This window comes from Hafnia sp. HMSC23F03, assembly GCF_001816025.1.
Taxonomy (GTDB): Bacteria; Pseudomonadota; Gammaproteobacteria; order Enterobacterales; family Enterobacteriaceae; genus Hafnia; species Hafnia paralvei.
On record NZ_KV824187.1, the window covers coordinates 74,064 to 98,599 of the forward strand.

At 50.0% G+C, this 24,536-nt stretch carries 27 protein-coding genes and 1 riboswitch; of the genes, 7 read left to right on the forward strand and 20 right to left on the reverse strand.

Features of this window, described 5'->3' with window-relative positions; all coding sequences use genetic code 11:
• Positions 1–70: 70 nt before the first annotated feature.
• The 20 genes from HMPREF3091_RS00705 to HMPREF3091_RS00800 form a co-directional block, all read right to left on the reverse strand.
• Positions 71–616 (reverse strand): fimbrial protein, encoded by a 546-nt coding sequence (locus HMPREF3091_RS00705; protein WP_008812553.1) that lies wholly within the window; start codon positions 614–616, stop codon positions 71–73.
• Positions 617–1,403: 787 nt separating this feature from the next.
• Positions 1,404–2,453 carry a nicotinate-nucleotide--dimethylbenzimidazole phosphoribosyltransferase gene (gene cobT / locus HMPREF3091_RS00710; RefSeq protein ID WP_070713310.1) on the reverse strand — a complete coding sequence of 350 codons (1,050 nt, stop codon included), beginning with the start codon at positions 2,451–2,453 and terminating at the stop codon, positions 1,404–1,406.
• A gap of 108 nt (positions 2,454–2,561) precedes the next feature.
• The gene (gene cobU / locus HMPREF3091_RS00715) at positions 2,562–3,110 is read right to left on the reverse strand and encodes a bifunctional adenosylcobinamide kinase/adenosylcobinamide-phosphate guanylyltransferase (RefSeq protein WP_070713313.1); all 549 of its coding nucleotides are present in this window, start codon (positions 3,108–3,110) and stop codon (positions 2,562–2,564) included.
• Entirely contained in the window at positions 3,107–4,651 is a 1,545-nt protein-coding gene (locus tag HMPREF3091_RS00720; protein WP_070713317.1) for a cobyric acid synthase, read from the reverse strand. The genes cobU and HMPREF3091_RS00720 overlap by 4 nt, the downstream gene beginning before the upstream one ends.
• A 9-nt stretch (positions 4,652–4,660) precedes the next feature.
• The gene (locus HMPREF3091_RS00725) at positions 4,661–5,476 is read right to left on the reverse strand and encodes an ATP-binding cassette domain-containing protein (RefSeq protein WP_070713320.1); all 816 of its coding nucleotides are present in this window, start codon (positions 5,474–5,476) and stop codon (positions 4,661–4,663) included.
• Positions 5,476–6,153, reverse strand: a complete 678-nt coding sequence (locus tag HMPREF3091_RS00730; protein ID WP_070713323.1) for an energy-coupling factor ABC transporter transmembrane protein — start codon at positions 6,151–6,153, stop codon at positions 5,476–5,478. Before HMPREF3091_RS00730 ends, HMPREF3091_RS00725 begins: the two co-directional genes overlap by 1 nt.
• The gene (locus HMPREF3091_RS00735; RefSeq protein WP_008812547.1) at positions 6,140–6,421 is read right to left on the reverse strand and encodes an energy-coupling factor ABC transporter substrate-binding protein; all 282 of its coding nucleotides are present in this window, start codon (positions 6,419–6,421) and stop codon (positions 6,140–6,142) included. Before HMPREF3091_RS00735 ends, HMPREF3091_RS00730 begins: the two co-directional genes overlap by 14 nt.
• A gap of 1 nt (position 6,422) precedes the next feature.
• Positions 6,423–7,151, reverse strand: coding sequence for an energy-coupling factor ABC transporter permease (locus HMPREF3091_RS00740; protein ID WP_004847302.1), 729 nt, complete (start codon positions 7,149–7,151; stop codon positions 6,423–6,425).
• Complete coding sequence (locus HMPREF3091_RS00745) at positions 7,148–7,888, reverse strand: cobalt-factor II C(20)-methyltransferase (protein WP_139146178.1); 741 nt, start codon at positions 7,886–7,888, stop codon at positions 7,148–7,150. The genes HMPREF3091_RS00740 and HMPREF3091_RS00745 overlap by 4 nt, the downstream gene beginning before the upstream one ends.
• Entirely contained in the window at positions 7,888–8,679 is a 792-nt protein-coding gene (locus HMPREF3091_RS00750) for a sirohydrochlorin cobaltochelatase (RefSeq protein ID WP_070713491.1), read from the reverse strand. The genes HMPREF3091_RS00745 and HMPREF3091_RS00750 overlap by 1 nt, the downstream gene beginning before the upstream one ends.
• 15 nt (positions 8,680–8,694) lie before the next feature.
• A complete protein-coding gene (locus HMPREF3091_RS00755; protein ID WP_070713327.1) occupies positions 8,695–9,522 on the reverse strand; it encodes a cobalt-precorrin-6A reductase in 828 nt (275 codons plus the stop codon).
• 86 nt (positions 9,523–9,608) lie between these two features.
• The gene (locus tag HMPREF3091_RS00760) at positions 9,609–10,349 is read right to left on the reverse strand and encodes a precorrin-3B C(17)-methyltransferase (RefSeq protein WP_008812542.1); all 741 of its coding nucleotides are present in this window, start codon (positions 10,347–10,349) and stop codon (positions 9,609–9,611) included.
• The gene (locus HMPREF3091_RS00765) at positions 10,349–11,458 is read right to left on the reverse strand and encodes a cobalt-precorrin 5A hydrolase (RefSeq protein ID WP_070713332.1); all 1,110 of its coding nucleotides are present in this window, start codon (positions 11,456–11,458) and stop codon (positions 10,349–10,351) included. Before HMPREF3091_RS00765 ends, HMPREF3091_RS00760 begins: the two co-directional genes overlap by 1 nt.
• Positions 11,439–12,212: a cobalt-precorrin-4 methyltransferase gene (locus tag HMPREF3091_RS00770; RefSeq protein ID WP_070713334.1), complete on the reverse strand. Its 774-nt coding sequence runs from the start codon at positions 12,210–12,212 to the stop codon at positions 11,439–11,441. The genes HMPREF3091_RS00765 and HMPREF3091_RS00770 overlap by 20 nt, the downstream gene beginning before the upstream one ends.
• Complete coding sequence (locus HMPREF3091_RS00775) at positions 12,205–12,774, reverse strand: decarboxylating cobalt-precorrin-6B (C(15))-methyltransferase (RefSeq protein ID WP_070713338.1); 570 nt, start codon at positions 12,772–12,774, stop codon at positions 12,205–12,207. Before HMPREF3091_RS00775 ends, HMPREF3091_RS00770 begins: the two co-directional genes overlap by 8 nt.
• On the reverse strand, positions 12,764–13,366 hold the full coding sequence (locus HMPREF3091_RS00780) for a cobalt-precorrin-7 (C(5))-methyltransferase (RefSeq protein ID WP_070713342.1): 603 nt from the start codon (positions 13,364–13,366) through the stop codon (positions 12,764–12,766). The genes HMPREF3091_RS00775 and HMPREF3091_RS00780 overlap by 11 nt, the downstream gene beginning before the upstream one ends.
• The gene (gene cbiD, locus HMPREF3091_RS00785; protein ID WP_070713345.1) at positions 13,363–14,526 is read right to left on the reverse strand and encodes a cobalt-precorrin-5B (C(1))-methyltransferase CbiD; all 1,164 of its coding nucleotides are present in this window, start codon (positions 14,524–14,526) and stop codon (positions 13,363–13,365) included. The genes HMPREF3091_RS00780 and cbiD overlap by 4 nt, the downstream gene beginning before the upstream one ends.
• A complete protein-coding gene (locus HMPREF3091_RS00790) occupies positions 14,523–15,167 on the reverse strand; it encodes a cobalt-precorrin-8 methylmutase (RefSeq protein ID WP_210403534.1) in 645 nt (214 codons plus the stop codon). Before HMPREF3091_RS00790 ends, cbiD begins: the two co-directional genes overlap by 4 nt.
• Positions 15,168–15,218: 51 nt before the next feature.
• Positions 15,219–16,172, reverse strand: coding sequence for an adenosylcobinamide-phosphate synthase CbiB (gene cbiB / locus HMPREF3091_RS00795; protein ID WP_070713494.1), 954 nt, complete (start codon positions 16,170–16,172; stop codon positions 15,219–15,221).
• Positions 16,172–17,536, reverse strand: a complete 1,365-nt coding sequence (locus tag HMPREF3091_RS00800) for a cobyrinic acid a,c-diamide synthase CobB (protein ID WP_070713352.1) — start codon at positions 17,534–17,536, stop codon at positions 16,172–16,174. The genes cbiB and HMPREF3091_RS00800 overlap by 1 nt, the downstream gene beginning before the upstream one ends.
• 173 nt (positions 17,537–17,709) lie before the next feature.
• A riboswitch (cobalamin riboswitch) is annotated at positions 17,710–17,902 on the reverse strand.
• A 204-nt stretch (positions 17,903–18,106) separates the two neighbouring features.
• On the opposite strand from HMPREF3091_RS00800, the gene cobD reads away from it, so the two are divergent.
• The 7 genes from cobD (at position 18,107) to HMPREF3091_RS00835 (ending at position 24,518) form a co-directional block, all read left to right on the forward strand.
• Positions 18,107–19,207, forward strand: a complete 1,101-nt coding sequence (gene cobD / locus HMPREF3091_RS00805; RefSeq protein WP_070713354.1) for a threonine-phosphate decarboxylase CobD — start codon at positions 18,107–18,109, stop codon at positions 19,205–19,207.
• A gap of 159 nt (positions 19,208–19,366) precedes the next feature.
• Positions 19,367–19,921, forward strand: a complete 555-nt coding sequence (locus HMPREF3091_RS00810) for a Dps family protein (protein WP_008812532.1) — start codon at positions 19,367–19,369, stop codon at positions 19,919–19,921.
• A gap of 121 nt (positions 19,922–20,042) precedes the next feature.
• Positions 20,043–20,864: an AraC family transcriptional regulator gene (locus HMPREF3091_RS00815; RefSeq protein WP_070713357.1), complete on the forward strand. Its 822-nt coding sequence runs from the start codon at positions 20,043–20,045 to the stop codon at positions 20,862–20,864.
• Between the two features lie 97 nt (positions 20,865–20,961).
• On the forward strand, positions 20,962–21,939 hold the full coding sequence (locus HMPREF3091_RS00820; protein ID WP_070713360.1) for a DMT family transporter: 978 nt from the start codon (positions 20,962–20,964) through the stop codon (positions 21,937–21,939).
• 291 nt (positions 21,940–22,230) lie between these two features.
• Positions 22,231–22,755, forward strand: coding sequence for a PTS sugar transporter subunit IIA (locus tag HMPREF3091_RS00825; protein WP_070713366.1), 525 nt, complete (start codon positions 22,231–22,233; stop codon positions 22,753–22,755).
• Positions 22,752–23,030: a PTS sugar transporter subunit IIB gene (locus HMPREF3091_RS00830; protein ID WP_004847337.1), complete on the forward strand. Its 279-nt coding sequence runs from the start codon at positions 22,752–22,754 to the stop codon at positions 23,028–23,030. Before HMPREF3091_RS00825 ends, HMPREF3091_RS00830 begins: the two co-directional genes overlap by 4 nt.
• A gap of 87 nt (positions 23,031–23,117) precedes the next feature.
• A complete protein-coding gene (locus tag HMPREF3091_RS00835; RefSeq protein ID WP_039187381.1) occupies positions 23,118–24,518 on the forward strand; it encodes a PTS galactitol transporter subunit IIC in 1,401 nt (466 codons plus the stop codon).
• Positions 24,519–24,536: the final 18 nt, after the last annotated feature.

Sequence of the window (24,536 nt, forward strand, 5' to 3'; positions counted from 1 at the left end):
TGAATAATTCGAGCTACGTCATGAGGCTGAGTTTCAGCCAACGAGAGGCAGCCCGAACCATAAAGGCGTATTAGTTGTAAGAAATTACGAAGTCGGTTTGGCTGTTGAATTCACCCGCGGTGATTGAAGAGCCAGACGCGCCAGTTGCCTGAACGTAAGCGGTGAAGTCCAGTTCGTTAGTACCAGAAATCAAAGTCTTAACTTCAGTTTCTTTACCCAGCTCGAAATCTTTACCGTTTGCATCAGCAATACCAACACCTACGCCAGACGCGGTGCTGCTGGTAATACCCAGCAGGTTGCTTGAACCGCCTGCGTTAGAACCGTTGAAAGTGATAGAAGCTTTAGGCGCAGCACCACCGGTTACATCACAGTTATCCAGAACAATTTTGAAGTTAGCTGGCGTTGATTTAGCACCGTCTTTCAATGCTTTAATCGCAATGGAACCCAGATCAACTGTTTGTTCACTGTTACCTGGTGCAATAGAACATGCAGCATCAACAATAAAACCGTGGAATTTAACAGTACCATTGCCGCCCACAGTGCCTGCAGCGTTAGCCGCAGCAGAAGCGATACCCATAGTCATAACCAATGCCACAGCTAATTTATTCAGTTTCATTTTTATTTCCATAAATTTAAGTAATAAGAGATCCTTCGCCAGCTAAGGCGAAAATATCCATAAAGCATTTATTCCCTGTGAAATTTTATTTCATTGTTTTCAGATAAATATATTTAATAATTTATCTCATGCAAACAGGAGATTAAGTCATATAGCCAGTTTGAAAATTTCACTCCCCAGATAAAAATGCACAATTCTCACTCACATCTGGATGAGGAAATAATAATTCCGACCATGTCATAAAAAAACAAAAATTTACACTAATAGGTTAATACGACAGTTTCACCCAAATAAGATATTTCCTATCATTTATGCGAGCTAATTTGTCGCAAAATCATGAGATGCGACACATTATCTTTTAAAGAAAGACAATATAGAAAGTAAAATTTTACAAAGCGGATAAAATCGGTATTTAAAGCCAAAAAAGGCCATTTTAGATCATTTTCAAAACAACAACATAACAAGTAATTAACAAGAAGGAGTGGGAATAGAATTTACCCGACTAGGATTAATACCAAATAATAAGCTTTACCTTTTACGGATAAATCAAAAGAAATTTGTGTAAATAGTATTTACGATTATCGAAAATACATTGACCAACCTCGCCACTCACAAACGCACTACAATAGGATAATTACTAATTATAAGAAATGGTGTGCGATACCACCTCAGATGGCAGAGAATTATCGCTAAGGTGCAGTGAAATACAGGGGTTATCCGTGTTCTTTACAAAAAAAACGCCCTGCACATGTATGAGTGCAGGGCGTGGTTAAGAAAAGAAAAGGACTTAGGCTGGAAGGATAATATTACTGTCCGCTAAACTACCCATTTCGTTATAGGCCGCACAGGCAGCATCCACGATATTCATAGCAACAGCGGCACCACTCCCTTCTCCCAAACGCATTTCTAACTGAAGGTAAGGCTCCAGCTTCAGTTGCTGGAGTGCGATTTTCGCCCCTTTTTCCGCAGAGATATGAGAGGGAATTAAATAATCGTGTACCCGTGGTGAAATTTGACACGCAATGAGCGCCGACGCATACGACAGGAAACCATCTAATACCACCGGAATACCCGCTGCCGCAGCGCCTAGCATTAGGCCAGTCATACCCGCCAAATCAAAACCACCGACTTTTGCTAGAACGTCAACGCCATCAGTCGCATTTGGCTGATTACAGGCAATCGCTCTACGTACCACGTCAACTTTATGATGTAGCTGTGCGCTAGGGAAATTTGCGCCAACACCAACAACTTCCTCTGGTTGTCGTTGCGCCATGACACTCACAATTGCCGCGGCAGGTGTCGTATTAGCCATTCCAAGCTCGCCAACCCCAAGTAAACGCACGCCATTTGCCGCCTGCGTCATGGCGAAATCTGCCGCTTTCGTCAACAGAAACTCTGCCTGCTCGCGGCTCATCGCTGCTTCACGGGCGATATTGCCACTACCACGGGCCATTCGCATGTCAACGGCGCCGTCGATCGGCTCACAGTCAATGCCAGCATCCACAATCACCACTTCAGCACCTGCGTGCTTAGCCAGAACGCATACGCCTGTAACGCCGTGAATCATATTTTGCGCTTGGATCGCAGTGACGACACGAGGTGAAATAGCCACGCCTTCATCATAAACACCATGATCCGCCGCCATCACCACAATCTGCTTGCGGTTCACGTTAACGTTGTTTTCGCCGAAGATCCCAGCTAACTGAATCGCCAGTTGCTCTAAACGCCCTAAACTCCCCGTTGGTTTTAACAAACCATCCAACCTAACCTGTGCCTTGTCCATTGCGTCTTGGTTCAAGGGCTTAATCTGAGCAATAATTTGTTCTAGTGTTTGCATGTTTGTCTCTGATGAAATGGAAAGAGCCACGCGATAAAAATCGTTTGAAAAGCGATAGCGTGAGTCGTTTCTGTGATCTGCCGAAGGAATGTTTGCTAAAGGGTTAAGCTATCCCTTTATTTTCACTTCAATCCCCGAAACCACGAGATAGACCTGCTGCGCCTGCGCAGCCAAACGCTGATTGACCCGCCCCGCAATATCCCTAAAACGTCGCGCTAAAAGATTATCAGGGACAATCCCCATCCCCAGTTCGTTAGTGACGATATACACCGGTGCGTTACAACGTTCACAGCCCTGAATTAACTCATCAACTTGCAGATGAATCATTTTCTCCAGATGCTCGAAATCCATTTCTTCGGGATCAATGTTTCCAGACTGTTCGAACAGCAGGTTAGTAACCATCGTCGTTATGCACTCCAGCATAACGGCGTCGCTATTCCCCCCTTGCGAGCGAATAACCTCCCCCAGATCGCGATATCCTTCATGGGTCATCCACTGTGCTGGACGTGTTTCGCGATGATGAGCGATGCGCTGCGCCATTTCCTCATCGGTCACCACCGAGGTGGCAATATACAAAACTCGTTGGCCATGCTGAGCGGCGAGTTTTTCTGCCAGAGCACTTTTTCCACTGCGAGCTCCGCCGGTAATCAAAATCACTGTGGTTTCTCCTGCATAGCAACGTGATCACGCATAATCGCGTAAACGGCTTCGATATCGATATGCTCACGCATAGATGCCGCTAACAGATCAAACTGCTGCTCTCTGAATGCCTGATAGTGGAATTCAGCGCCTAACAGCGGCTCCAACCCTTTGCGCTCACGCAGTGAATTCAACAAACTACGCGTCAAACCATCTGAATCAAAGAAACCGTGGATATAGGTTCCCGCCACCGAGCCATCAAGACTGATTGCACCATCACACTGGTTGATACTTTCACCGTTGCGCTGCTGCAAAATGCTAAAAGGCTGTGCCTGTTCACCGAGTTCGGTATGCCCCATATGAATTTCATAGCCCACCAGAGAGTGCTCCTGACAGGCAACAAAAACCCCCGCCAAATCTGGCCGAATTTTCCCGCTGACCTGAGTAGTCACTTTTTGCTGTGAGAATTTGGTTTCACAATCCAGCAACCCAAGCCCTGCCATTTGCTCGACGCCAGACTCCACGCCATCAACAATATGGTTTCCCAGCATTTGGAAACCACCGCAAATCCCCAACACCGGTGTACCTTGCTGATGCGCTAGCAAAATTTGATGAGTCAGGCCGCTTTTGTGTAAATAGCTAAGGTCGCTCAGGGTATTTTTACTGCCGGGTAAAATCAGTAAGTCGGGGGACCCTAGTTCGTCGTGGTGGGACACGTAACGCAGGCGAACATCAGGCTGCGCATTGAGCACATTGAAGTCAGTAAAATTGGAAATGTAAGGCGTTTGAATGACGGCAATATCCAGCAAGTTTTCATCCTGATGGCGATATTTCCCCTTTTGCAGCGCAACCCCGTCCTCGTCCTCTAGTTGCACCTCAATCCACGGCATCACACCGATAATGGGTACCCCGGTGAGCGCTTCAATCTGGCGCAAGCCAGAAGTGAGCAGGCTGACATCACCACGAAACTTATTGATGATAACCCCTTTGACGCGTGCCTTTTCAGCCGGTTCCAGTAATGCCAAGGTGCCATAAATCGAAGCAAACACCCCGCCGCGATCAATATCTGCCACTAAAATCACGGGCACGTCGACTTTCTCAGCCATACCCATATTCACAATATCGCGGTCGCGCAGATTGATCTCCGCAGGACTACCCGCCCCCTCCAGCACCATGATATCCACTTCATCGGCGAGGCTGCGGTACACCCGTGCAATCTGCTCAAGCAACTGAGGTTTGAATTCATGGTAGGTCACGGCGTCCATCTGATTCGCCACTTTCCCCATCAGTACCACCTGAGCCCGCAAATCGCTGGTAGGCTTGAGCAACACCGGATTCATTCGGACATCGGGCTCAATACCGGCGGCTTCTGCCTGAAAAATCTGCGCTCGTCCCATTTCGCCGCCGTCTGCGGTGATACCTGAATTCAACGCCATATTCTGGGATTTGAAGGGCGCGACACGATACCCGTCCTGATGGAAAATACGACAGAGTCCAGCAACCAGCACACTCTTCCCGACGTCTGATGCCGTGCCCTGCACCATGATGGATAAACCCATAATTTCCGCCTACTTAACGTATTTTGGCATGGAAGCAAACAGCTCATGCTCAGTCTTAAACAAGGGTAGCCCTAGCTGCTGGTGAATTTTCACCAGCCACGGCTGCACCAATCCGGCCTGTTTTAGCATTTCTTGCTGCATAAAAACGTCTCGCTCACTGCCTTCACACACCAGCTTTCCCTGCGCGAGAACATACAGGTAATCACAAACTTCATAAATCAAATCAATATCGTGGCTAGAAATAACCACGCGTTTTCCCTGAGCCACAATTTTGTGAATAATATGGATCATCTGCTGGCGCCCCGCAGGGTCGAGTCCGGCAGTAGGTTCATCCAGCAGCAGATACTCTGCATTCATCACCAATGCCCCTGCAATCGCCACCCGTTTTTTCTGCCCGTGGCTTAAATACTGCACTGGCTTATGGCGAAAACCGAGCGCGTCCACCAGCGAAAGCGCCTGCTCGGTGCGCTGGCGTATGGTTTCTTCATCAACGCCTAAATTACGCAGGCTAAAAGCAATATCGCTGTCGATATCGGTATAAAAGATCTGTTGATCGGGCTCCTGAAAAACCATGGCAACCTGCTGACGTAACTCACGTAAGCTACGTTTGTCATAGCCCAGTTTATGCCCTTGCCACAACACATCCCCTTCCTGTGGTTGCAAAATACCTAGCAAATTCATGAACAACGTCGATTTTCCACAGCCGTTAGCGCCCAATAGCCCCGTGACTTGCCCACGGCTAAAGTCCAGCGACAAATCATGCAGCACTGTTTCACCATCCTGATACTGGAAACTCAGGTGCTGAGTAGCGAACGTTGGCGTCATCACAGATGGAAATCTCCGTTATACAGTTTTACTTCTAACGCGATACTCATTTGCTTGTGGCGCTCCATAACACGCGCCAGCAGCATCCCTACTAACATCGATAGCGAACGATAGCTGCTGCGCAAAGACACATAGCCAAAACGCAGCGACTGTGCACGATGAATCGCCGCTGCCTCTTCAATAAAGATGAAGATAAAACGGTAAGTGAGCAGCACTTGTTCTATCAAAACCAACGGCAAACGGCTGCGTTTTAACAGCTGAACCCACTGGCTAAACGGCGTCGTTAGCACAAACAGATAGGTAGAAGCCAATGCAGCCAGACTTCGGCACAGCGTATTAATGCCGGTGATCAGACCGCTACGCTCAACACCCAGCGCCAAATGACCGATGCGAATGCTATAAAGCAATGTGTCAGCCTGCCACGAAAAGGACAGCACCACGCCCAGCAATCCGGTGAATAAAAAAGCCAGTGGCACCGCTAGCCAGCGCAGGTAACGACGCAATCCAACACGCAGTAAATAGCATGTCAGCCCCGCACACAGCAGCAACACGCCGAGCTGAATAAGCGGCGTCCCCAGCAGCGCCATGAGCAGTAAAACCAGATACAGAACCAGCTTAAGCTCCGGTTTTTTCTGGCTCCAACGGCTTCCGTAGGAGAGTTTATCAATCTCCAACATGAGCAGCGCGACGCCCGCGGTAGTAGCCTAAAATATAGAAAATGACTGCGGCGCCAAATGAACCTTGCAGCGTAAACAGTAGGCTTTCTATTTCTCCACTGGCAGGTTCATATAAGGGCTCAAACCACGGTTTATAATCCGGAGCCATTTGGGCAATAACCCCCTCGGCCTGATCGTCCGAACCGCCATATTCCCCACCGTGATTGATAAAGAATGGCAACACCGCTAATGCAATAACCAAGAGAATCAGAATCAGCGTCTTTTTCATTTTAGTGACTCCTTGCGCCAATCAGTTGGCGTTTGCAAAGCTGGTCATAAATCAGAACGGTCAAAAGGCCTTCAGCAATCGCAATGGGGACCTGTGTCAGACAGAATATCGCCATAAACTTGGTTACCGACGCCATGATGCCAAGCTGAGGGTCGGGGAAAGCCAACCCCAACTGCACAGACGTGACAAAATACGTCACCAGATCCGCCAACGCAGCGCACAGGAACACCGCTACATCACGACGCATACCCGCCCGCGTGGCTAATTTCCACACCACGTAACCCGCCATCGGGCCAATGACCGCCATTGACATGCCATTGGCGCCCAGCGTGGTTAAACCGCCGTGGGCCAAGAACAGCGCCTGAAACAGTAAAACAATTGCGCCCAGTACCGAAACCACCCACGGCCCAAATAAAATCACCGCAAGACCAACGCCGGTGGGGTGTGAACAGCTACCGGTTACCGAAGGAATTTTCAGCGCCGATAACACAAAAATAAAGGCGGCGCACAGCGCGAGCAGAACCTTCTTATCACTATCATCACGCACGATATTTTTTAGTCGCGTCGCGCCAATCACCAGACAGGGCAAAAACATCAGCCACCACGCCAGCGCCCAAAACGGTGGCAGAAAACCCTCCATGATATGCATGGCAAAAGCCTCCTGAGGCGCTAACGTCAGTAGAACCGCTAACGCCATTCCATAGAGAGGAAATCGTTGGAGATTTTTCATTGATGCTCCTTAGACTGTTTTGTCGACACGGTGCGATTGACCAAAATCGTTGAGAAATATGGCAGCGCGGTCTGCTCGCTAATCTCATCAAGATGACGGAAACACTGTTCATTAGGCAGCGACGCCTCGGCCATTAACATGGCGTGATCCAGTAGGTTTAAGCGTCGCAGCAGTTCACGTATCTGCGGCACTCGACCGTATACTTTCATCATCACGACGCATTCATGATTCCGCAGCGCCTGCTCCAACTCCGATTCTGGTGCCGTACAGGACACTACCGCCATCGACTGTTGTTCCATCGCCAAAGGAAACTGGGCGCGAGCAGCAATACAGGCAAATGAGGTGACCCCAGGAATGATTTCTATATCGACCACCCCTTGCAAACGCTCAAGCAAAAATACCCACGTGCTGAACAGCATCGCATCACCAAGCGTGATAAATCCTACCTGTAGCCCGCGGTCTGCATCGGCGCGCATCTCTTGCGCGACACCGTCCCATGCCGAGCTCTTTTCGCCCTGATCGGCACTCATTGGAAAGTGGCGCTCTTTAATTTCCAGATCAGGCCGTAGATACTCGCGCACGATAGACAACGCGAGGCTATCTCCGCTTTTTCGCCCCGCGGGGGCATAGAGCACATCTAACGTCGCCAACTGGCGTGCCGCACGCACCGTGATGAGATCGCTACTACCGGGCCCCGTGGATATCGCCCAGACTTTACCTTTCACCGATATGTCCATCAGGCTACCTCCTCCACGTCGTTAATCACTTCGTGTAAATGTTCGACAAACATCTGTTGAATCAACGGATTCTCTCCTAAGCCTTGCAGCCAAGGAGTCGCCTCGATCCCTGCCTGAGCCAGTTGAGTTTTCCACGAATCCTCTTCATCGGAAGCCATATCGTTAATCGCATGGTCGCCAGCGACTAGCATCAGCGGCATGAGATGAACATGGCGTACATGCTGCTGCTGCAAGCGTGCGACCACATGATGAATTTCGGGATAACTCTCCACTGCACCGACCATCGCAGGGATCTGATGAACCATCAGCATATGGTCCAAACAGGCGTAGGCAGCAAAGGCGTGATGCGTCGCACCGTGTCCCATAAACACCACACGTTCATCATCTGCCAACGCGGGCATTTGTGACCGCATCGCGCCAATCAGCTGCTCAAAATCTTGATGACTGCTCAGCAAAGGCGCACCAATGCGAATACGCTTGAACATTCCCGCATGAGCGTTGACCTGCGTCACGACTTTTTCATACTCGTCACCGTTGATGATGTGTAATGACTGGATCACGACATCCTGATAGCCTTGCTCCGCCAAACGCATCAATGCCTGATGAGGGTTATCGATTTGCATCCCATCACGCTTTGCCAACTTGCGAATAATCATCTCAGAGGTGAAGGCGCGAAACGCATCGCGATCGGGGCAGGACGCTGCTAAGCGGCGCTCACAGGCGTCAATGGTTTTCTCTCGCGTCTCGTGATAGCTGGTACCAAAACTGATAATCAAAATGGCTTTTTTCATCATTTTTCTTCCGTATTAATTATTCTGAAGCTGCAACCAGCTCGCCAGATGGGGTTCCAGTTCAGCCAGTGACGTGACTTGAGTTTGCCCAGCAACGAATAGTTCTGGTGGGCGGCAAATTACGATGCAGTGAATGCTCAACGCCAGACAAGGCGCAACCTTTTGCTGATAGCCGCCTTCAGCACCTGACTCTTTGGTAATCACGACGTCGGCCTGACAATGACGATAGGTGGCATGATTCATCTCGGCGCTAAATGGCCCTTTCAGCGCCAGCACGTTGTCAACGCCGAGCCCCAAATCACGGCACTGCGTCAGTACCTCCGGCGTCGGTAACACGCGGGCAAACAGATTTTTGTCCGCTAGCAAACGCACAAAATCAGCCAACTGTTTACTGCCTGTCGTCAACAAAATGCGCTCACCCAGATTGCGAGCCAAAGCGCATGCCTCTTCCACGCTAGAAACTTTGTGTAGCAGCGGATGTGCTAACGCATCAATTTCACTCGGACGCAGGTAGCGCATCAGCGCGATATGCAGCTCGGCACAAGCTCCAGCAATATTGGCACTCAGCACGCCAGCATAGGGATGCGAGGCATCGATCACGTGAGTGACACTTTGCTGTTGCAGCCATGCACCCATTTGAGACGCGTCCATACGACCAACAATAATTTTGCCCTTGATCTCGCCAGCCAACTCGCGGCCCGCATCGGTTGCTACCGATAGGCTATAGCTCAGCCCTAGAGCATCAAGACGTTGGCAAATACGTCGTGCATCCGAGGTTCCACCAAAGACATGAAGTCGGAATGCTTTTGCGGGCGCGTTATGAAACATATCGTTATTAAACATCCTCTTATCCACAAAGTAATCGGCGTTGCATCAAGGCAGCAAGTCAGTGACTCGGGTCAACGAGCGCAGCTAACTGAGAGGCAACTTCAGGCATCACTGGGGTCTAGAACATAACCGCGCGGCGTAATCATCAGGCCATCCTGACAATAGGTGGTCTTGTTACCCACAATCACCAAACTGGTCATATCGACGTTTTCGAAATCCATCTCACCAAAGGTAGTGATCCATTTTTCCTGCTTCTTACGTCCCGCTGCTTTCACGACCCCAACGGGGGTGCTCGCAGCAACATAAGGACGCATCAGATCAAAAGCGCGGGAAAGATGTTCTGCGCGGCCACGACTGCGAGGGTTGTAGAAACAGACCACGAAATCGGCCTGCGCAGCGGCAATCACCCGCTGTTCGATGACCGGCCACGGCGTTAATAGATCGCTTAAGCTGATATGGCAAAAATCATGCATCAGCGGCGCGCCTAGCAATGAAGCCGCTGCGGTGCTGGCGGTAACACCCGCGATAAGCTTCACTTCAACATCCAGTTTTTGCTTAGTGACCAGCTCAAGAATCAGACCCGCCATGCCATAAATGCCGGCATCGCCGCTGCTGATCAGCGCGACCTTTTTTCCCTCTACCGCTAAGTTCAAGGCTTCTTGGCAACGCTCAATCTCTTTGCACATGCCGGTTTTGATCACCTCTTTATCGGTGGTCAACGCCTTTACCAGATGGGTATAAGTTTTGTAGCCCACGATAATGTCCGCGTCGCGGATCGCTTCGATGGCTTCTAGCGTCATCATGGACTGACTGCCCGGCCCAATGCCGATTACGTATAACATCAGAAAGTTTCCTGAAGAGTTAAGGCTAAGGTGAGAGTTACGCCCTGTTCACGCAGCGTTTCTCCCATGAATTTTCCGCCGCCATATTTCTCAAGCAGCAGCCACGCCGCAGGCTGTGAAACACACCCTACGCCCACGGTCTTACGTACAAATTCGGAACACGGAAAACGGTGTTCATGCTCACGAAGCGCATCGGGAGTAAACAGGTGAAAGGGCACCGCATAACGCTGCGCAAGCTGTTGCAGCGCGGCCTCGTCCTGTTTGAGAGTGATACTGCCGATTGCGCGAAACGCTAACGGATCGATGTTTAACAAGGTCAGTTGCTGCAACAGCAGATGATGTACCGTGGCAAAAGGCGTATCTCGGCGGCACCCCACGCCCAGCACCACACGCTTCGGCACCAGTTTGAAAACGGGCAGCGTCAACGGCGGCAAGTTTGCCTGCCACGAAATACACACCAAAGCCGAGAGATCCGGCAGCGCCGCCAGATCGTCAACCACAATAAATCCGCGCCGATCTTGCTCACTCACATGCTCATCGAACATCGGATCAATCCATAGACCAACACGATCGCCACTCACCAGCATCTGGTTGACGCGTTTCACTCCCTGACGAAAATCAGCCAGCTGCGCGTCGAGCTTCTGCGCCAGCATATCCAGCGCGGCGACCTCGTTAACATCGGTGGCGGTAGTGATCACCGGTTCTGCATCAATCAGCGCGGCGATTTGTCGCGCCAGCCGATTGGCTCCGCCCAGATGCCCAGACAGCAGGCTAATTGCATGCTGACCCCGCTCATCGAGCACCACAACCGCAGGATCCTGCAATTTATCTTGCAGCAGCGGAGCCAGCACCCGCACCACGATGCCGGTCGCGCCAATGACCACCAGCGCGTCAAAACGCGTGAATGCCTGAGCCATACTGGCGGCAAAAGATCCGTCAAACGTACTGAATCCGGGCACTGCGAGTTTTTCACTGGTGAAACTCTCACTGTGTAGCGATATCTGCGCCAACATCGGCTGTAGACGTTGCGCCAAGCGAACGCCGCCCGGCGTCAGGCAAAACAACGCTAGCGAATTCAGCTTCGTTGCCTCAGGCCTGACGGTATTCATGGCTAAAACCTGCGTCGTACAGCTTGGAATAGTGGTATTCATCACCTAAAAATGCGCCGACTAAAATCAGCGCAGTTTTACGAATACCCGCATCGCGCACCCGCGGGGCGATATTCTCTAAGGTGCCACGCACCGTTTGGTGATCCGGCCACGTCGCTTTATACACAACGGCCACCGGCGTGGTGGATGGGTAGCCACCGTCGATCAGGCGCTGGACGACTTCTCCGATTTCCTGAACCGACAGAAAAATCGCCATCGAGGTTTGATGAGCGGCAAACGACTCCAGCGACTCACGCGCAGGCGTTGGTGTACGCCCCGACATTCGCGTGATCACCAAGCTTTGCGAAACCTCTGGCACCGTGTATTCCACGCCAAGCTGCGAAGCTGCGCCTAAAAACGAGCTCACGCCCGGCACTGAGCTAAACCCGATACCCAGCTTGCCCAACTCTTCGCCCTGCTCACGGATAGAGCCGTACAGTGACAAATCGCCGGTCTGTAAACGCACTACCCGTTTTCCTGCACGAACCCCCTCCACCATCAGATCGATAATCTGCTGGAGGTTTAAACCAGCACTGTCGTGGCACTGTGCCTGCGGCTTACAGTAGTTCAGCAGATCGTGATTAATCAGCGATCCGGCATAAATCACAACATCGGCCTGTGACAAAATACGGTGCCCTTTCAGCGTAATCAGTTCAGGATCGCCCGGCCCTGCGCCGATGAAATAGACCTGTGAAGGGTCGATAGGCTCAACCATGCGTTTGCTCCTTACGGCAGGAAATCAAATAAGTCGGATTGTTCGGTTTGAAATAGTGTCCGCTGCCCAAGGCAGTGAGACGGGATACCTGAATCAGGCTGCTTTCTAGCTCGGTAACAGCGCGGTTTTGTAGCTGACTGAATGCCTGTTGATAGTTTTCCAGTAGAATGAAATTCATCACCAGACTACCGCCATCGTTAAGTAGCCCTAATGACCAGTCGATAATGTCGGCAAGGTTTCCTCCGCTACCGCCGATGAATACCGCATCAGCGCGTACGTCTAGCGGCAGCGGTGCCTCAGCATCAACAACTTCTATATTGGGGCAACCGAAATGGCGGCAGTTTTCAGCGATCAGCGCCAGCGCTACGGGGTTACGTTCGATGGCGGTGATCTGTAAATCGGGGTAGCGTAAAGCGGCCTCCAGGGAAACACTGCCGGTTCCCGCGCCTACATCAATCAGGCGTTTAGCCGTTGGTAGGTTCAGACGCTCCAGCGCCGCTAGACGGACTTCCTCTTTGGTCATCGGCACTTTATGGCCGCGCAAAAATAGATCATCTTTCATTGAGGATCACCACTACGTTCATGGCATACGCTTGCTGTACCTTTTCAGGCGGCAAGATATGGATACATTCATCGGGATAAGTCAGGTTCTCGCCGATAACCAGCGTGCGCTTTTGCCCGCGGAGGAGGATCTCTTGGGCGATCTGATAAGGGCCAATGTGCAGATCCGTGACCATCGCCACTTTGTCGTGCTGCAAGATGAAATTGAAATCAGGCTTTTTTCCGTGGCTGCTGGTGATGTAGATGTCATTCATATCGATGGCAATCTGTGAGAAGAGATACTGAATCGAGCTAATTCCCGGCACGATGCGGATCTTGGCCGGTTCGAGATCTTGCGATAGCCGTTTACCGATGCCGAATAGCATCGGATCGCCCGACGCCAGCACCACGATATTGCGATCGGCATTGCATTGTAGCCACGCCGCAGCTTTAGCCAGATCGGTGCCAATTGAGCGTTTTTCGCCTTGGAAATCAGCACACGACGCTAAATGGCGCGGCCAGCCGACCAACACATCGGCCTGTGCAATTAAACGCAGCGCTAGCGGCGTGATGTAATCCTGATCTCCTGGCCCCATACCAACTATGTGAATCATAACGACTCCTTTTCGTAGGTCATTTGTGCGTGGAGCGCTGACACAATCTCGTTGATTGGACGGTTACTTCCGAGCACAACGTTGTCGAATGAAAACAGCACCACATCGCAGCAAAAAGGCTGTGGAGCAAAACGCAGCATTTGTTTCACCCGTTCACCAATGGCCTGTGCAATATCATCATAAACAGCCTGCCAACCCTGCTGTTCAATCAGCTCCATTGCAGCTTCCGTCGTGCTGCATTCAAAGACCGCGCGCAGAAATTCATGCGGCGCCCCCAACAACGCCAATCGAGCAACCAGTGTTTCCATCCGCCCATCAGCAATATGGCTGTGGGTATGAAAAATCCCCGCCGCGACTTTGATCAGTTTGCCTAAATGCCCCACCAGCACTACACGCTGGAATCCCAGTCGCTGTGCCTCTTGCAGCATATAGCCAACAAAATTACTCATAGTCACCACGCGCTCAGCGTCAATTTGCATATGTTCCTGCACGAAGCGTTCGCCGTGGTTACCCGGCACCAAAATCACACTGGTCATGCCCTGAGCGCGCTTCATTTCCAATTCAAGAGCCAGTGAACGCTTCCAGCTCTCTTCCGACATTGGGGTTACGATGCCGGTAGTGCCGATAATCGAAATTCCCCCCAGAATACCTAACCGTCCGTTATAGGTTTTTTGCGCACGCTCCTCACCCTCAGGGGCGAAAATCACGATATCAGCGCCGCGTTCAGGCCCAATGACTTCACGCACCGCCTGCTCAATGGTTTGTCGCGGTGTACGGTTTATTGCCGCGCTACCGATAGGCAGCCCAATCCCCTTACGCGTAACGGTGCCGACACCTTCACCACCGCCGATGGTGATGCTGCCGCTGTCATTAAGTGCGACCTGTGCAAAAATCAGCATTCCATGGGTTGCATCAACGTCATCTCCGCCGTCTTTGCGTATAGCCGCACTGGCTTGCTGCCCACAGATGAGCGGTTGTTCAACGTTTAGCCGCAGCGTGATGCCAGAAGGGGTCACAATCGAAACCTGATTAATCACCTGCTGACGCAGCGCCATCAACGCCGCAACTTTAGCCGCCGCCGTAGCACAAGAACCGGTGGTGTAGCCCTTGCGATAGCTTTTGCCGTTATGCCATAGCGTATCCAGCCCGTTTTCACTCATTGCGCATCTCTCATGTGATACAGAATGGCGTTAACAATTGCAGCGGCAATATTGCTGCCCCCTTTACGCCCCAGCGCGGCGATGTTAGGCACATGGCTTTCCGCCAACGCCTGTTTGGATTCCGCGGCACCGACAAAACCGACCGGAACACCAATCACCGCCGCTGGCGTCATCACGCCCTGCTGATACAGTTCGAGCAACCGAAACAACGCGGTAGGCGCATTACCAAACACAAACAGCTTTTCACCTGATTCTTGCGCCGCTAAATCCACCGCCGCCATCGAACGAGTGATGCCCTGCGTTTTAGCGATATCAACAGCACGGGGGTCTGCGATGTAGCACTTCCACTGACAACCCAAGCGTTCAAGCTGTGTTTTATTGATGCCAGATAGCGCCATCGTAGTGTCGGTATAAATCGTGCAGCCATTGCGCAGCGCCTGCGTAATTTGGCCTAGTACGTCAGGTGAGAAATGCAGAATATCCAACCATTCAAAATCAGCGCTGGTATGGATAGCTCGCTTGATAATTTTTTCTTGGAGTTCATCGACAAAGTGATAGTCAGGCCGCTCTTCAGCGATAATCTGCGAGATAATTTCAAAGCTTTGTTGCTCGATATTTTGGGGATTTTTGTTGTAGTCCATGGTCAACCCTGAGTTATTTGTCATGCCCCTACCCGCCTCTTTTTAAAAGTCTCACGTCACAATCAGCCATCTGACTAGCGCAAAGAGCGCTAACGCCAGCGCAGAAGCCGTCATCATTAGACGGATGCTCAAGCGAATATCCTGAATACCGATCTCGCGTTCTTCATCGCCGATCCACGGTTTATCTACGAGCTCACCAAAGTATTTATTCGGTCCGCCAAGGCGAATACCCAGCGCGCCAGCCACCGTGGCTTCAGACCATGCACAGTTCGGGCTTTTATGCAGATACCGATCGCGCCAGCCAATTTTGAGCGCCTGTTTGCCGTTAAGGCACAGCAAGCGGGCGGCGAGGCTTAACAACAGCCAGCTCAGGCGAGCGGGAATGAGATTGGCGAGATCGTCCATACGCGCAGACACACAGCCGATAGCGCGATATTTCTCCGTGCGATACCCCACCATGGAGTCGAGGGTGTTGACCGCTTTGTAAGCCATCATCAGCGGTGCACCGCCGATAAACAGGAAAAACAGCGGCGCAATCACGCCGTCAACGCTGTTCTCAGCCACCGTTTCAACCACCGCGCGGGTTATTTGTGGACGATCCAATTCAGACGTATCACGCCCGACGATGTAGGAGAGCTGACGGCGGCACTCTTCCAGCGAACCGTTTTGCAGTGCCACATAGACGGCCATTGCCGCGTCGCTTAAGCAGCGTCCCGCCAATAGGGTGTAGATAATCCACACCTGTGCAGCCCAGCTAAGCCAAGGGTTGAGCTGGGTTAGAAACGCAAGCAGCGCGTAGGTCGCCCCCCAACTAACCCCAACCACGATCAGCCACAGGAAAGCGCCGCCTATATAGAGAGAGGTCGTGGTGTGACAAAACGCTCGGATCCTGCCTTGGAGAAAGGTAATAAAATTGCCGATCCAACGCACCGGATGCGGCCACGTGGGAGGATCGCCTAAACGCAAGTCCAGCAAATATGCCACTAGGCAGGCGGAGAAACTGATCACAGGGCTCTCCCTCGTTCTAGCCAGTGCTTCAGCATTTCCGGTCTTTGATAAAAGTGCACGTGCAGGTAGCTTGCCAGCGTATTCCCTCGCTGGTAGCCTCCCTGCCAGCGTTGCAACGTGACGCCATCGCGCTGTTTTTCAAACTGGAACGCACAGGGAATATCTGCGTGAAAATCCGAGTAATGAAATTCATGGCCGCGCAGAGTTTCCCCTCGCGCCGCCAGCACGGTGTCTTGCTGCGCCGTGGCCTGACAGTAGCCAAATCGCTTGAGCCGCCCTTCCATTCGACTTTCGCCGGGGAAGATACCGGTCATCTCATGCGTATTTCCGTTTTGATCTTTCAGGCTAGTGCCGAGATACATCAGCCCGCCGCATTCCGCATAGATAGCCACGCCGCGCTGGTGTGCGTCGCGCAATGACTGACGCATAGCGTGATTTTTCGTTAGCGTTTCAGCATGCAATTCAGGATAGCCACCACCGATATAAACCATCTGGCATTCAGGCAGAGCAGCGTCTCGCAGAGGGCTAAAGCGCACAATGTTGACGCCGATTTGCTCAAGCAACTGTAAATTATCGGGATAGTAAAAGTGGAAGGCTTCGTCATCGGCTAAAGCCATCATTAAACCACGGCCTGATTCAGATGCAGGTAAACTCGGCGCGCTGGCGTTTGGCGCAGGCTCAACGTTGCTCAGCGCCAGTAGACGATCAAGATCAATATGCTGTTCGAGCTGATCAGCCAGCGTGTTCCACTGTTCATCCATGTCATGCTGTTCGTGGGCGGTGATTAAACCTAGATGGCGCTCGGGTAGGCTGACGTTAGGCAACGAGGGAATGCGACCGAGAACGGGGACTTGGGTATATTTCTCAATGGCTTGTTTCAACAACTGATAATGAAGTTCACTGTTAACTCGGTTAACAATAACGCCAGCAATACGCACCTCAGGATCGAAATGGCAAAATCCCAGCACCGTTGCTGCCGCCGAGGTAGAAACCGCTTTGCCATCGATCAGCAAGATCACAGGACAGCCAAGCTGCTTCGCCATACCAGCACTGCTGCAATAGTTGGGATCGGTGCCGAAGCCGTCGTACAGCCCCATCACACCTTCTATCACCGCAATATCAGCGGACTGCATACGTTGGTTATACAACCAATTGAGCGTAGACGCGGGCAACATGAAGGCATCCAGATTACGTGATGCAACACCGGAGACAGCGCTGTGCCACCCAGTGTCAATATAGTCTGGCCCAACTTTATACGGCTGAACCTTTAAACCGCGGCGGGTAAATGCCCGCAGCAGTCCGAGGGTCAGCGTGGTTTTTCCACAGCCGCTACCGGTTCCGCCAATCAGAAATGCCTTCATCAATTCGTCTACCTAACAAAAAAGCCCATCCTGATGGATGGGCTTTGCGTTGTCATAGCAGCACGCTGCACCGCCGCCTATGCGGCGACATGCAGGGAAACAATGACAACTCACTTCCCACCGAAGGAGCTGAAATTAATAGAAATACCCGAATAGGATCGCGCGACAGCGGCAAATCAATCGGGCTCACAGGCTGGTCTTCTGGCTTAGCGTCATCCTTACCCACACCTTCCCGATATCGTTCAGTGGCATTTTGTGGGTTCGTCGGCATTACAGCAGCGGGGGCTGCGGAGGAATTGTATGGAATACGCACCTCCTTCCTGACGTCCTTACGGAACGTCAAAAACCTGTGTGTCTTAGTTTCATTTTGTAATCTGGGATATACCCTAAATAATTCGAGTTGCATTGAGGCAGCAAATGAACGCAGCCAACAAAAAGGCAACTTGAAGTATGCTGGGTATACAAGGTAAATCATTAGACATAGAGATACCCACTGTGAGATCAACAAAAGCCGAGAATAAACAGTAAATGGGTTAACATATCGTCGTTATTCAGGAAGCGAGAATATCTATGGCCATTAGCAGCCAGCACGGCGGAAACATTTTAGAAACCGCACTCACTCTAGGCGTTTCTCCTCACGCCATTATTGATTTCAGCGCCAACATCAATCCATTAGGCATGCCTCAATCCCTTAAGCACGCCATCATCAACCAGATGGCGGTAGCAGAAAAATATCCCGACGTGGAATACCGCGAGCTGCACGCAGCGCTGGCTCGACATCATGATTGTCCTGATGAATGGGTGATGGCTGGCAATGGAGAAACTGAACTCATATTTGCGTTGGTCAATCAACTCCAACCTGCTAAAGCACTGTTGCTTACCCCCGGTTTCGCCGAATATCGACGCGCATTAATGCGAATTGGCTGCAATATTGTCGATTATGCTCTGCACGAAGATGAGGGATTTCAGCCCGATGAGCGCTTGCTTGAAGCATTAACTCCGGATCTTGATTGCCTATTTTTATGCACGCCCAATAATCCGACCGGCTTGCTAGTGGATAAAGGCTTGTTGATGGCGATAGCTGACCGCTGCCAGCAGATGAATATTGCGTTGATTTTAGATGAGGCTTTTCTTGATTTTGTGCCGAGTGAATCAGGCTTTATCCCTTTATTAGCTCAATATCCCCATCTCTATGTACTGCGTTCTCTGACCAAATTTTTCGCTATTCCGGGTCTGCGGTTAGGTTATTTGGTGAGTGCCAATGCGCCGCTAGTCACGCGAATGAAACAGCAACGCGAGCCATGGACCATCAACGCGTTTGCTGCGTTAGCGGGCGAAATTATTCTAGATGATGTGGATTACATCGCCACAACCCATCGCTGGCTGGCAGAAGAACAGCCAAGAATGCTCGCGGCATTAGAAGCATTGCCGCAGCTCAAAGTGTGGCCTCCTACGGCGAACTATCTTTTTATGCGCTGCACCAATAGTCGTATTAACCTGCAGCAGGCGCTGTTAGAGCACCATATTTTGATTCGCCACTGCGCCAATTATCCGGGGCTTAGCGCCGATTATTATCGTGTGGCGATCAAGAGCTCACAGGATAACGACCGTCTGATCGCCGCATTAACGCAGATTTTGTCTAATGGGATCGCTCCGGGAGGCGTGCGCTAAGGGGAACTCATGCAAAGGTGTACAGATTCAGGTACAGGGATAGCGCCAATTGTCATACATATTGAGCTCTAATTTTGTGAGGATGATCTATACTGATTCGGTACCAAACAGTGACTAGACTGCGAGTGGTGAATCTATCAATACCCTTAGGAGATGAAGATGAGCACACCAAAATTGGACAAAAGCAAAGTCGGTGACGCTAAAAAACGTCAATTCATTCCTCTGGCAACCCCAAGCGATTTGGGCGCTGAGGCAACCAAAGAAATCAGTGGTGCAATGAATGCAATCCTTGCTGATATCTATGCGCTTTATTTGAAAACCAAAAACTTCCACTGGCATATGAGCGGTCCACATTTCCGCGATTATCATCTGCTGTTGGACGAGCAAGGCGCAGAGCTATTCGCAATGACAGACGATATTGCCGAACGTGTCCGTAAAGTGGGCGGTATGACTCTGCATTCAATCGGCCAGATCTCTAAAATGCAGCGTATTAAAGATAATAACGCTGAGTACGTTGAGCCACTGGATATGCTGGCTGAACTGTGCGAAGACAACAAACTGTTAGCCGCCGAACTGCGTGCAGCGCATGTGGTGTGTAGCGAGCATAACGACGTTTCAACCACCAGCCTGATTGAAAACTGGGTAGATCAAACTGAACGCCGCGTGTGGTTCCTGTTTGAAGCCTGCCGCCAGTCACAAACCTCTGGCCACTAGTTTTTTTGGCGAGAACGGTAAAAGCAGACCTTCGGGTCTGCTTTTTTATTTCCCACGCGCCTAATTCCGCTATAGTTATAAATTAATCGTGGTTATCCCTGTTTCTACCAGAGATTCTTCTATGCACGGCGTTCCCTCCCAATTTGTTGACGACCGAGATCGCGCCCAGTTTAAACACTTCGCCCATTTGCCCGGCGTTGAAGTGTATCGGGCACATATCGAGCATCATGAATTTGAACCCCATACCCACGAAGCCTATGGTATTGGCGCAATTGAATATGGCGCCGAGCGCTTTCGCTATCGCGGTGTGAATCATGTCGCACCCGCTGACTCATTGGTCTTAATGAATCCCGATGAGCTACATACCGGACAGTCTGGCACCGAAGGCGGCTGGCGCTATCGCATGATTTATCTCACGCCTGAGATTTTAGCCGAGGTCAGTGGTGAACCAAGCTGGTGGTTTAGCGACGCGGTGACCTACCATCCACAGTTTGCCAGAACGACTACCGCGCTGATAAATGCTCTGTGGCAAAACGATGAACCGTTGGCGCAATCAAGCTTGCTGAGTGAATTACTATCGCTGACGCGTCATTGGGCGAAAGCCCCGCAACCGCTCAGGCTGGATGCCCCGCAACGTTTCGCGGTCGTAAAAGAGTATCTGCGTGCACACTTGGACAAACGCATGACATTACCTGAGCTGGCAGCGTTGGTCGATCTCAGCCCTTACCATTTTTTGCGCCAGTTTAAAGCGCAATACCACGTCACACCGCAGCAAATGCTGATGGCCTATCGTTTATACGAAGCTAAAAACTTGCTGACTCAGGGATTACCGCCTGCGCAGGTGGCCGCAGCGGTAGGACTCACCGATCAGGCTCATCTCACCCGCGCTTTTAACCGCTTCTACGGCGTCACGCCCGCACGCTATCAAAAACAAGTACGGTAGTTTTCTAACGTTTTTCCTCAAACAGCAATCTGCTACAAGACGCTTCTGCAAACCCCTTCTAGACTTGTAACACAATCCATTTCAAGAGTTTAGAACGATGCTAATCGGAGTGCTTTACGCGCTGACGGCGGGGCTAATGTGGGGACTGATTTTTGTGGGCCCGCTTATCGTGCCGGAATATCCAGCCAGCTTACAATCCGTAGGACGCTATTTGGCGTTTGGTCTTATTGCGTTACCTCTGGCGTGGCACGATCGCCATCGTCTACGTCAGCTAATACGCAGTGATTGGCTTGAAGCGCTCAAACTCACCGTTGTTGGTAACTTTATCTATTACCTGTGTTTGGCGAGTGCCATTCAACGCACCGGCGCACCGGTGAGCACGATGATTATCGGCACCCTGCCGGTGGTGATTTCGGTGAGCGCCAATCTGAAATACAGCCATCGCGATGGGAAGCTTTCATGGCGGCATCTTGCACCGTCGCTCCTGCTAATCGCTTTAGGTCTGGGCTGCGTCAACGTGGCCGAACTACAGAGCGCACACGCGCCGACAGATATGTTCCGTTATGTCACCGGTTTAGTTTTAGCCTTCATCGCGGTAGTGTGCTGGACATGGTATCCCATGCGCAACGCCAGTTGGTTAAGAACACACCCAGACAAAAGCCCGACAACCTGGGCCACCGCACAGGGATTGGTCACACTACCGCTGGCAGTTATTGGCTATGCGCTGGTATGGGGACATTCGGCCATAACAGAAAGTAATTTTCCGATGCCATTTGGCCCACGCCCCATGGTGTTTATCGGTCTAATGATCGCTATCGGCCTGCTATGTTCATGGTTAGGAACATTATGCTGGAATCAGGCAAGCCAACGCTTACCTACCGCCAAAGTGGGACCGCTTATTGTGTTTGAAACGCTCGCCGGTTTGAGCTATGCCTTTATTTGGCGTCACGAATGGCCACCCGTGCTGACGTTGATAGGTATCACATGTCTGATTATCGGCGTAATCAGCGCCATGAGAGTAAAATCAACGCCGGTGGTAATCACGCCACTGCAAACGATGGATCGGAGTCGCTGAAGGATTTATAAAAAAATATTTCAACAACGTTTCTATTGAAATTATTGAACTCACTTCGGCTTTGAGAAAATAAGGGGATTTACTCCCCTATCGTCTATTATGTGACATCAACTGCATATCCTTATTTTTCTTCCAGCTTATCGATTATAAATTGGTGAGCTAGATCAAGCTTTCTAAAATTAATATGATGCCCAATGTATAGGGCATTTTTTGTTATCGATAGTATTCGCCATCGTTATCTCGAATGATTAATATCATTACAACTCCTAGCTTTTAAGTAAGGCTAATTATATGACCATAGCTGCTATAGATAATATAGATACGCATTCAGATCCGGATGCCTATTTTTTCGAGGAACTGACTTTTATAGACAGTTCCTTTCAACATCAGAGTGATTACTTTGACTCTATATTTCTATCATTAAAAAATCGTGGCTACGTACGCGATTCTTTTTTACCCGCAATTAAACAGCGCGAGAAACTATACCCAACGGCTCTTCCCACCCACCCTTATGTCGTTGCTTTACCGCACACTGACACAGAACATGTGATAAGACCGTTTATTTGCGTAACACGCCTGTATCATGAAATCACATGGCATGAGATGGCAAATGACGATAATGAACTCAAGGCTAAATTCATATTTTTACTAGGATTTATTGACAAGGATCATCACATCACACTACTACAAACGTTAATGGAATGCCTAAGTGATGAGCATTTCATTGAAGAAATGAATCAAGCGCCAACACCAGCCTCTTTGGTAAAACTGCTCAAATCAGCCATTACCATTAACAATAAGGAAAATGTAAAATGAAAAAAATAATTGTTGCCTGCGGAAGTGGTGTTGCCACATCACAAACCGTAGCAAGCAAAGTGTCTCGGTTATTGAAAGAAAAAAATCATAACGATATTAACGTGGAAGTTATTGACCTTAAATCACTCGACACACATATAAAGGATAGCCTCGCTTATATTGCCATAACAAAAGTAGATAAAGAGTATCCCATCCCTGTGATTAACGGCATCGCATTTCTCACTGGCATTGGCATGGAGAGCGAGCTACAAAAAATAATTGATGCATGTAAGTAAACATATTGATAGTGAGAGTTTTACGTAAAACCGGTAAAAGAAATAAAGGATTAAGTTGATTAAAACATAAAGTAACGGAGCAAAGCGATGAACTTTCTCAGTACAATTATAAATTATATTTTAGCTTTAGGCGCCCCCGTTTTCGTTCCATTAATTATGCTTCTTGCGGGTTTAATTGTTCGCATGAAGTTTAAAGATGCAGCATCAGCGGCCATCACCCTCGGCGTTGCTTTTGTCGGCATGAGTATGCTTATTGGCTTTATGGTTGGCGCTATTGGTGTTGCGGCACAAACGATGATGAAACGCACAGGGCTGGAGTTAAGCATCATTGACGGCGGTTGGACAACCATGGCAAATATTTCGTGGGCATGGCCCTATGCCTTTGCCATGTTCCCGCTACAGGTCGGTGTCAATATCCTGATGCTTATGTGCAATAAAACCAACACGTTTAATGCTGACCTCTGGAACGTTTGGGGAAAAATATTCACCGCATTCATCGTTATCAGCGTGACCACGCCGATATTTGGTAGCGGTTGGAGCTTAGCGTTGGCATTTATCATTGCCGCATTCCAGATTGTCATGGAGTTAAACGCTGGCGACATTCATCAGCACAGAATAGAAAAACTGACGGGAATCCCAGGTGTGACCTGTACCCACCGGATGGTTTTTTTTGGTGCCATCTATTATCCCTTCGATCTGCTGTTACGAAAAATCCCAGCATTAAACAAACCGATGGATGCAGCCGCTTTACGCCAGAAAGTCGGCGTATTTGCAGAAAACCATATCATCGGTTTTCTCCTCGGCATCATGTTCGGCATTATCGCTGGATATAGCCTTGCTGCGACATTAATGCTCGGGGTACAAGCCGCAACGGCTTTAATGTTATTCCCTATGATTTCAAAACTGTTTATGCAGGCGCTTTCTCCAATATCCGAAGCCATTAGCACCTATATGAACAAGAAGTTCTCAGGTCGCAAACTGTTTGTTGGTATTGACTGGCCGTTTATGGGAGGGGCAAGCGAGATTTGGTTTGCAGTCATTGTGGCGATTCCATTTACCCTCATCTGGGCAGTCATTTTGCCCGGAAATAAAATACTGCCTTTTGCCGGTATCATTAATATCGCCTTGATTGTCCCCGCGTATTTAGTCACCAAAGGCAATACGTTACGCATGGTAATTCTCAGCATTATTGGCATTCCATTCTTCTTGTTTGTAGGGACTCAATTTGCCCCAATGATTACAGAGCTGGGACTTGCCACTAAAGCTATCGATATCCCTGCCGGTCAATTAATCTCCAACAGTTCTATTGATGGCCCTGTATTTACTTATGCGTTCTCTTTTTTATTCAAGTTCTTGCAAGGAAGCTTTATCCCGCTGCTGTTAGCTTTGTTCTGGGCATGTAGCTACTTTTTCTATGCTCGGGAATTAAAAAGAGAAACAGTACAAGCAACAAAAAATCTTGAGGCAGAACAGATACCAGAAGCATAACGTCTACTAAGACAGGCG

Bases quoted from the DNA above. Each gene is read 5' to 3' on its own strand.
- HMPREF3091_RS00800 (WP_070713352.1), bottom strand. From the start codon at position 17,536: ATGAAGGCATTTCTGATTGGCGGAACCGGTAGCGGCTGTGGAAAAACC.
- cbiD (WP_070713345.1), bottom strand. From the start codon at position 14,526: ATGAGTGAAAACGGGCTGGATACGCTATGGCATAACGGCAAAAGCTAT.
- HMPREF3091_RS00780 (WP_070713342.1), bottom strand. From the start codon at position 13,366: ATGATTCACATAGTTGGTATGGGGCCAGGAGATCAGGATTACATCACG.
- HMPREF3091_RS00745 (WP_139146178.1), bottom strand. From the start codon at position 7,888: ATGGACATATCGGTGAAAGGTAAAGTCTGGGCGATATCCACGGGGCCC.
- HMPREF3091_RS00750 (WP_070713491.1), bottom strand. From the start codon at position 8,679: ATGAAAAAAGCCATTTTGATTATCAGTTTTGGTACCAGCTATCACGAG.
- HMPREF3091_RS00725 (WP_070713320.1), bottom strand. From the start codon at position 5,476: ATGACGCCAACGTTCGCTACTCAGCACCTGAGTTTCCAGTATCAGGAT.
- HMPREF3091_RS00825 (WP_070713366.1), top strand. From the start codon at position 22,231: ATGACCATAGCTGCTATAGATAATATAGATACGCATTCAGATCCGGAT.
- HMPREF3091_RS00835 (WP_039187381.1), top strand. From the start codon at position 23,118: ATGAACTTTCTCAGTACAATTATAAATTATATTTTAGCTTTAGGCGCC.
- HMPREF3091_RS00815 (WP_070713357.1), top strand. From the start codon at position 20,043: ATGCACGGCGTTCCCTCCCAATTTGTTGACGACCGAGATCGCGCCCAG.
- HMPREF3091_RS00740 (WP_004847302.1), bottom strand. From the start codon at position 7,151: ATGAAAAATCTCCAACGATTTCCTCTCTATGGAATGGCGTTAGCGGTT.
- HMPREF3091_RS00760 (WP_008812542.1), bottom strand. From the start codon at position 10,349: ATGTTATACGTAATCGGCATTGGGCCGGGCAGTCAGTCCATGATGACG.
- HMPREF3091_RS00770 (WP_070713334.1), bottom strand. From the start codon at position 12,212: ATGGTTGAGCCTATCGACCCTTCACAGGTCTATTTCATCGGCGCAGGG.
- HMPREF3091_RS00765 (WP_070713332.1), bottom strand. From the start codon at position 11,458: ATGAATACCGTCAGGCCTGAGGCAACGAAGCTGAATTCGCTAGCGTTG.
- HMPREF3091_RS00720 (WP_070713317.1), bottom strand. From the start codon at position 4,651: ATGGGTTTATCCATCATGGTGCAGGGCACGGCATCAGACGTCGGGAAG.
- HMPREF3091_RS00735 (WP_008812547.1), bottom strand. From the start codon at position 6,421: ATGAAAAAGACGCTGATTCTGATTCTCTTGGTTATTGCATTAGCGGTG.
- cobT (WP_070713310.1), bottom strand. From the start codon at position 2,453: ATGCAAACACTAGAACAAATTATTGCTCAGATTAAGCCCTTGAACCAA.
- cobD (WP_070713354.1), top strand. From the start codon at position 18,107: ATGGCCATTAGCAGCCAGCACGGCGGAAACATTTTAGAAACCGCACTC.
- HMPREF3091_RS00775 (WP_070713338.1), bottom strand. From the start codon at position 12,774: ATGAAAGATGATCTATTTTTGCGCGGCCATAAAGTGCCGATGACCAAA.
- HMPREF3091_RS00705 (WP_008812553.1), bottom strand. From the start codon at position 616: ATGAAACTGAATAAATTAGCTGTGGCATTGGTTATGACTATGGGTATC.
- HMPREF3091_RS00790 (WP_210403534.1), bottom strand. From the start codon at position 15,167: ATGGACTACAACAAAAATCCCCAAAATATCGAGCAACAAAGCTTTGAA.
- HMPREF3091_RS00755 (WP_070713327.1), bottom strand. From the start codon at position 9,522: ATGTTTAATAACGATATGTTTCATAACGCGCCCGCAAAAGCATTCCGA.
- HMPREF3091_RS00810 (WP_008812532.1), top strand. From the start codon at position 19,367: ATGAGCACACCAAAATTGGACAAAAGCAAAGTCGGTGACGCTAAAAAA.
- HMPREF3091_RS00730 (WP_070713323.1), bottom strand. From the start codon at position 6,153: ATGTTGGAGATTGATAAACTCTCCTACGGAAGCCGTTGGAGCCAGAAA.
- HMPREF3091_RS00820 (WP_070713360.1), top strand. From the start codon at position 20,962: ATGCTAATCGGAGTGCTTTACGCGCTGACGGCGGGGCTAATGTGGGGA.
- HMPREF3091_RS00830 (WP_004847337.1), top strand. From the start codon at position 22,752: ATGAAAAAAATAATTGTTGCCTGCGGAAGTGGTGTTGCCACATCACAA.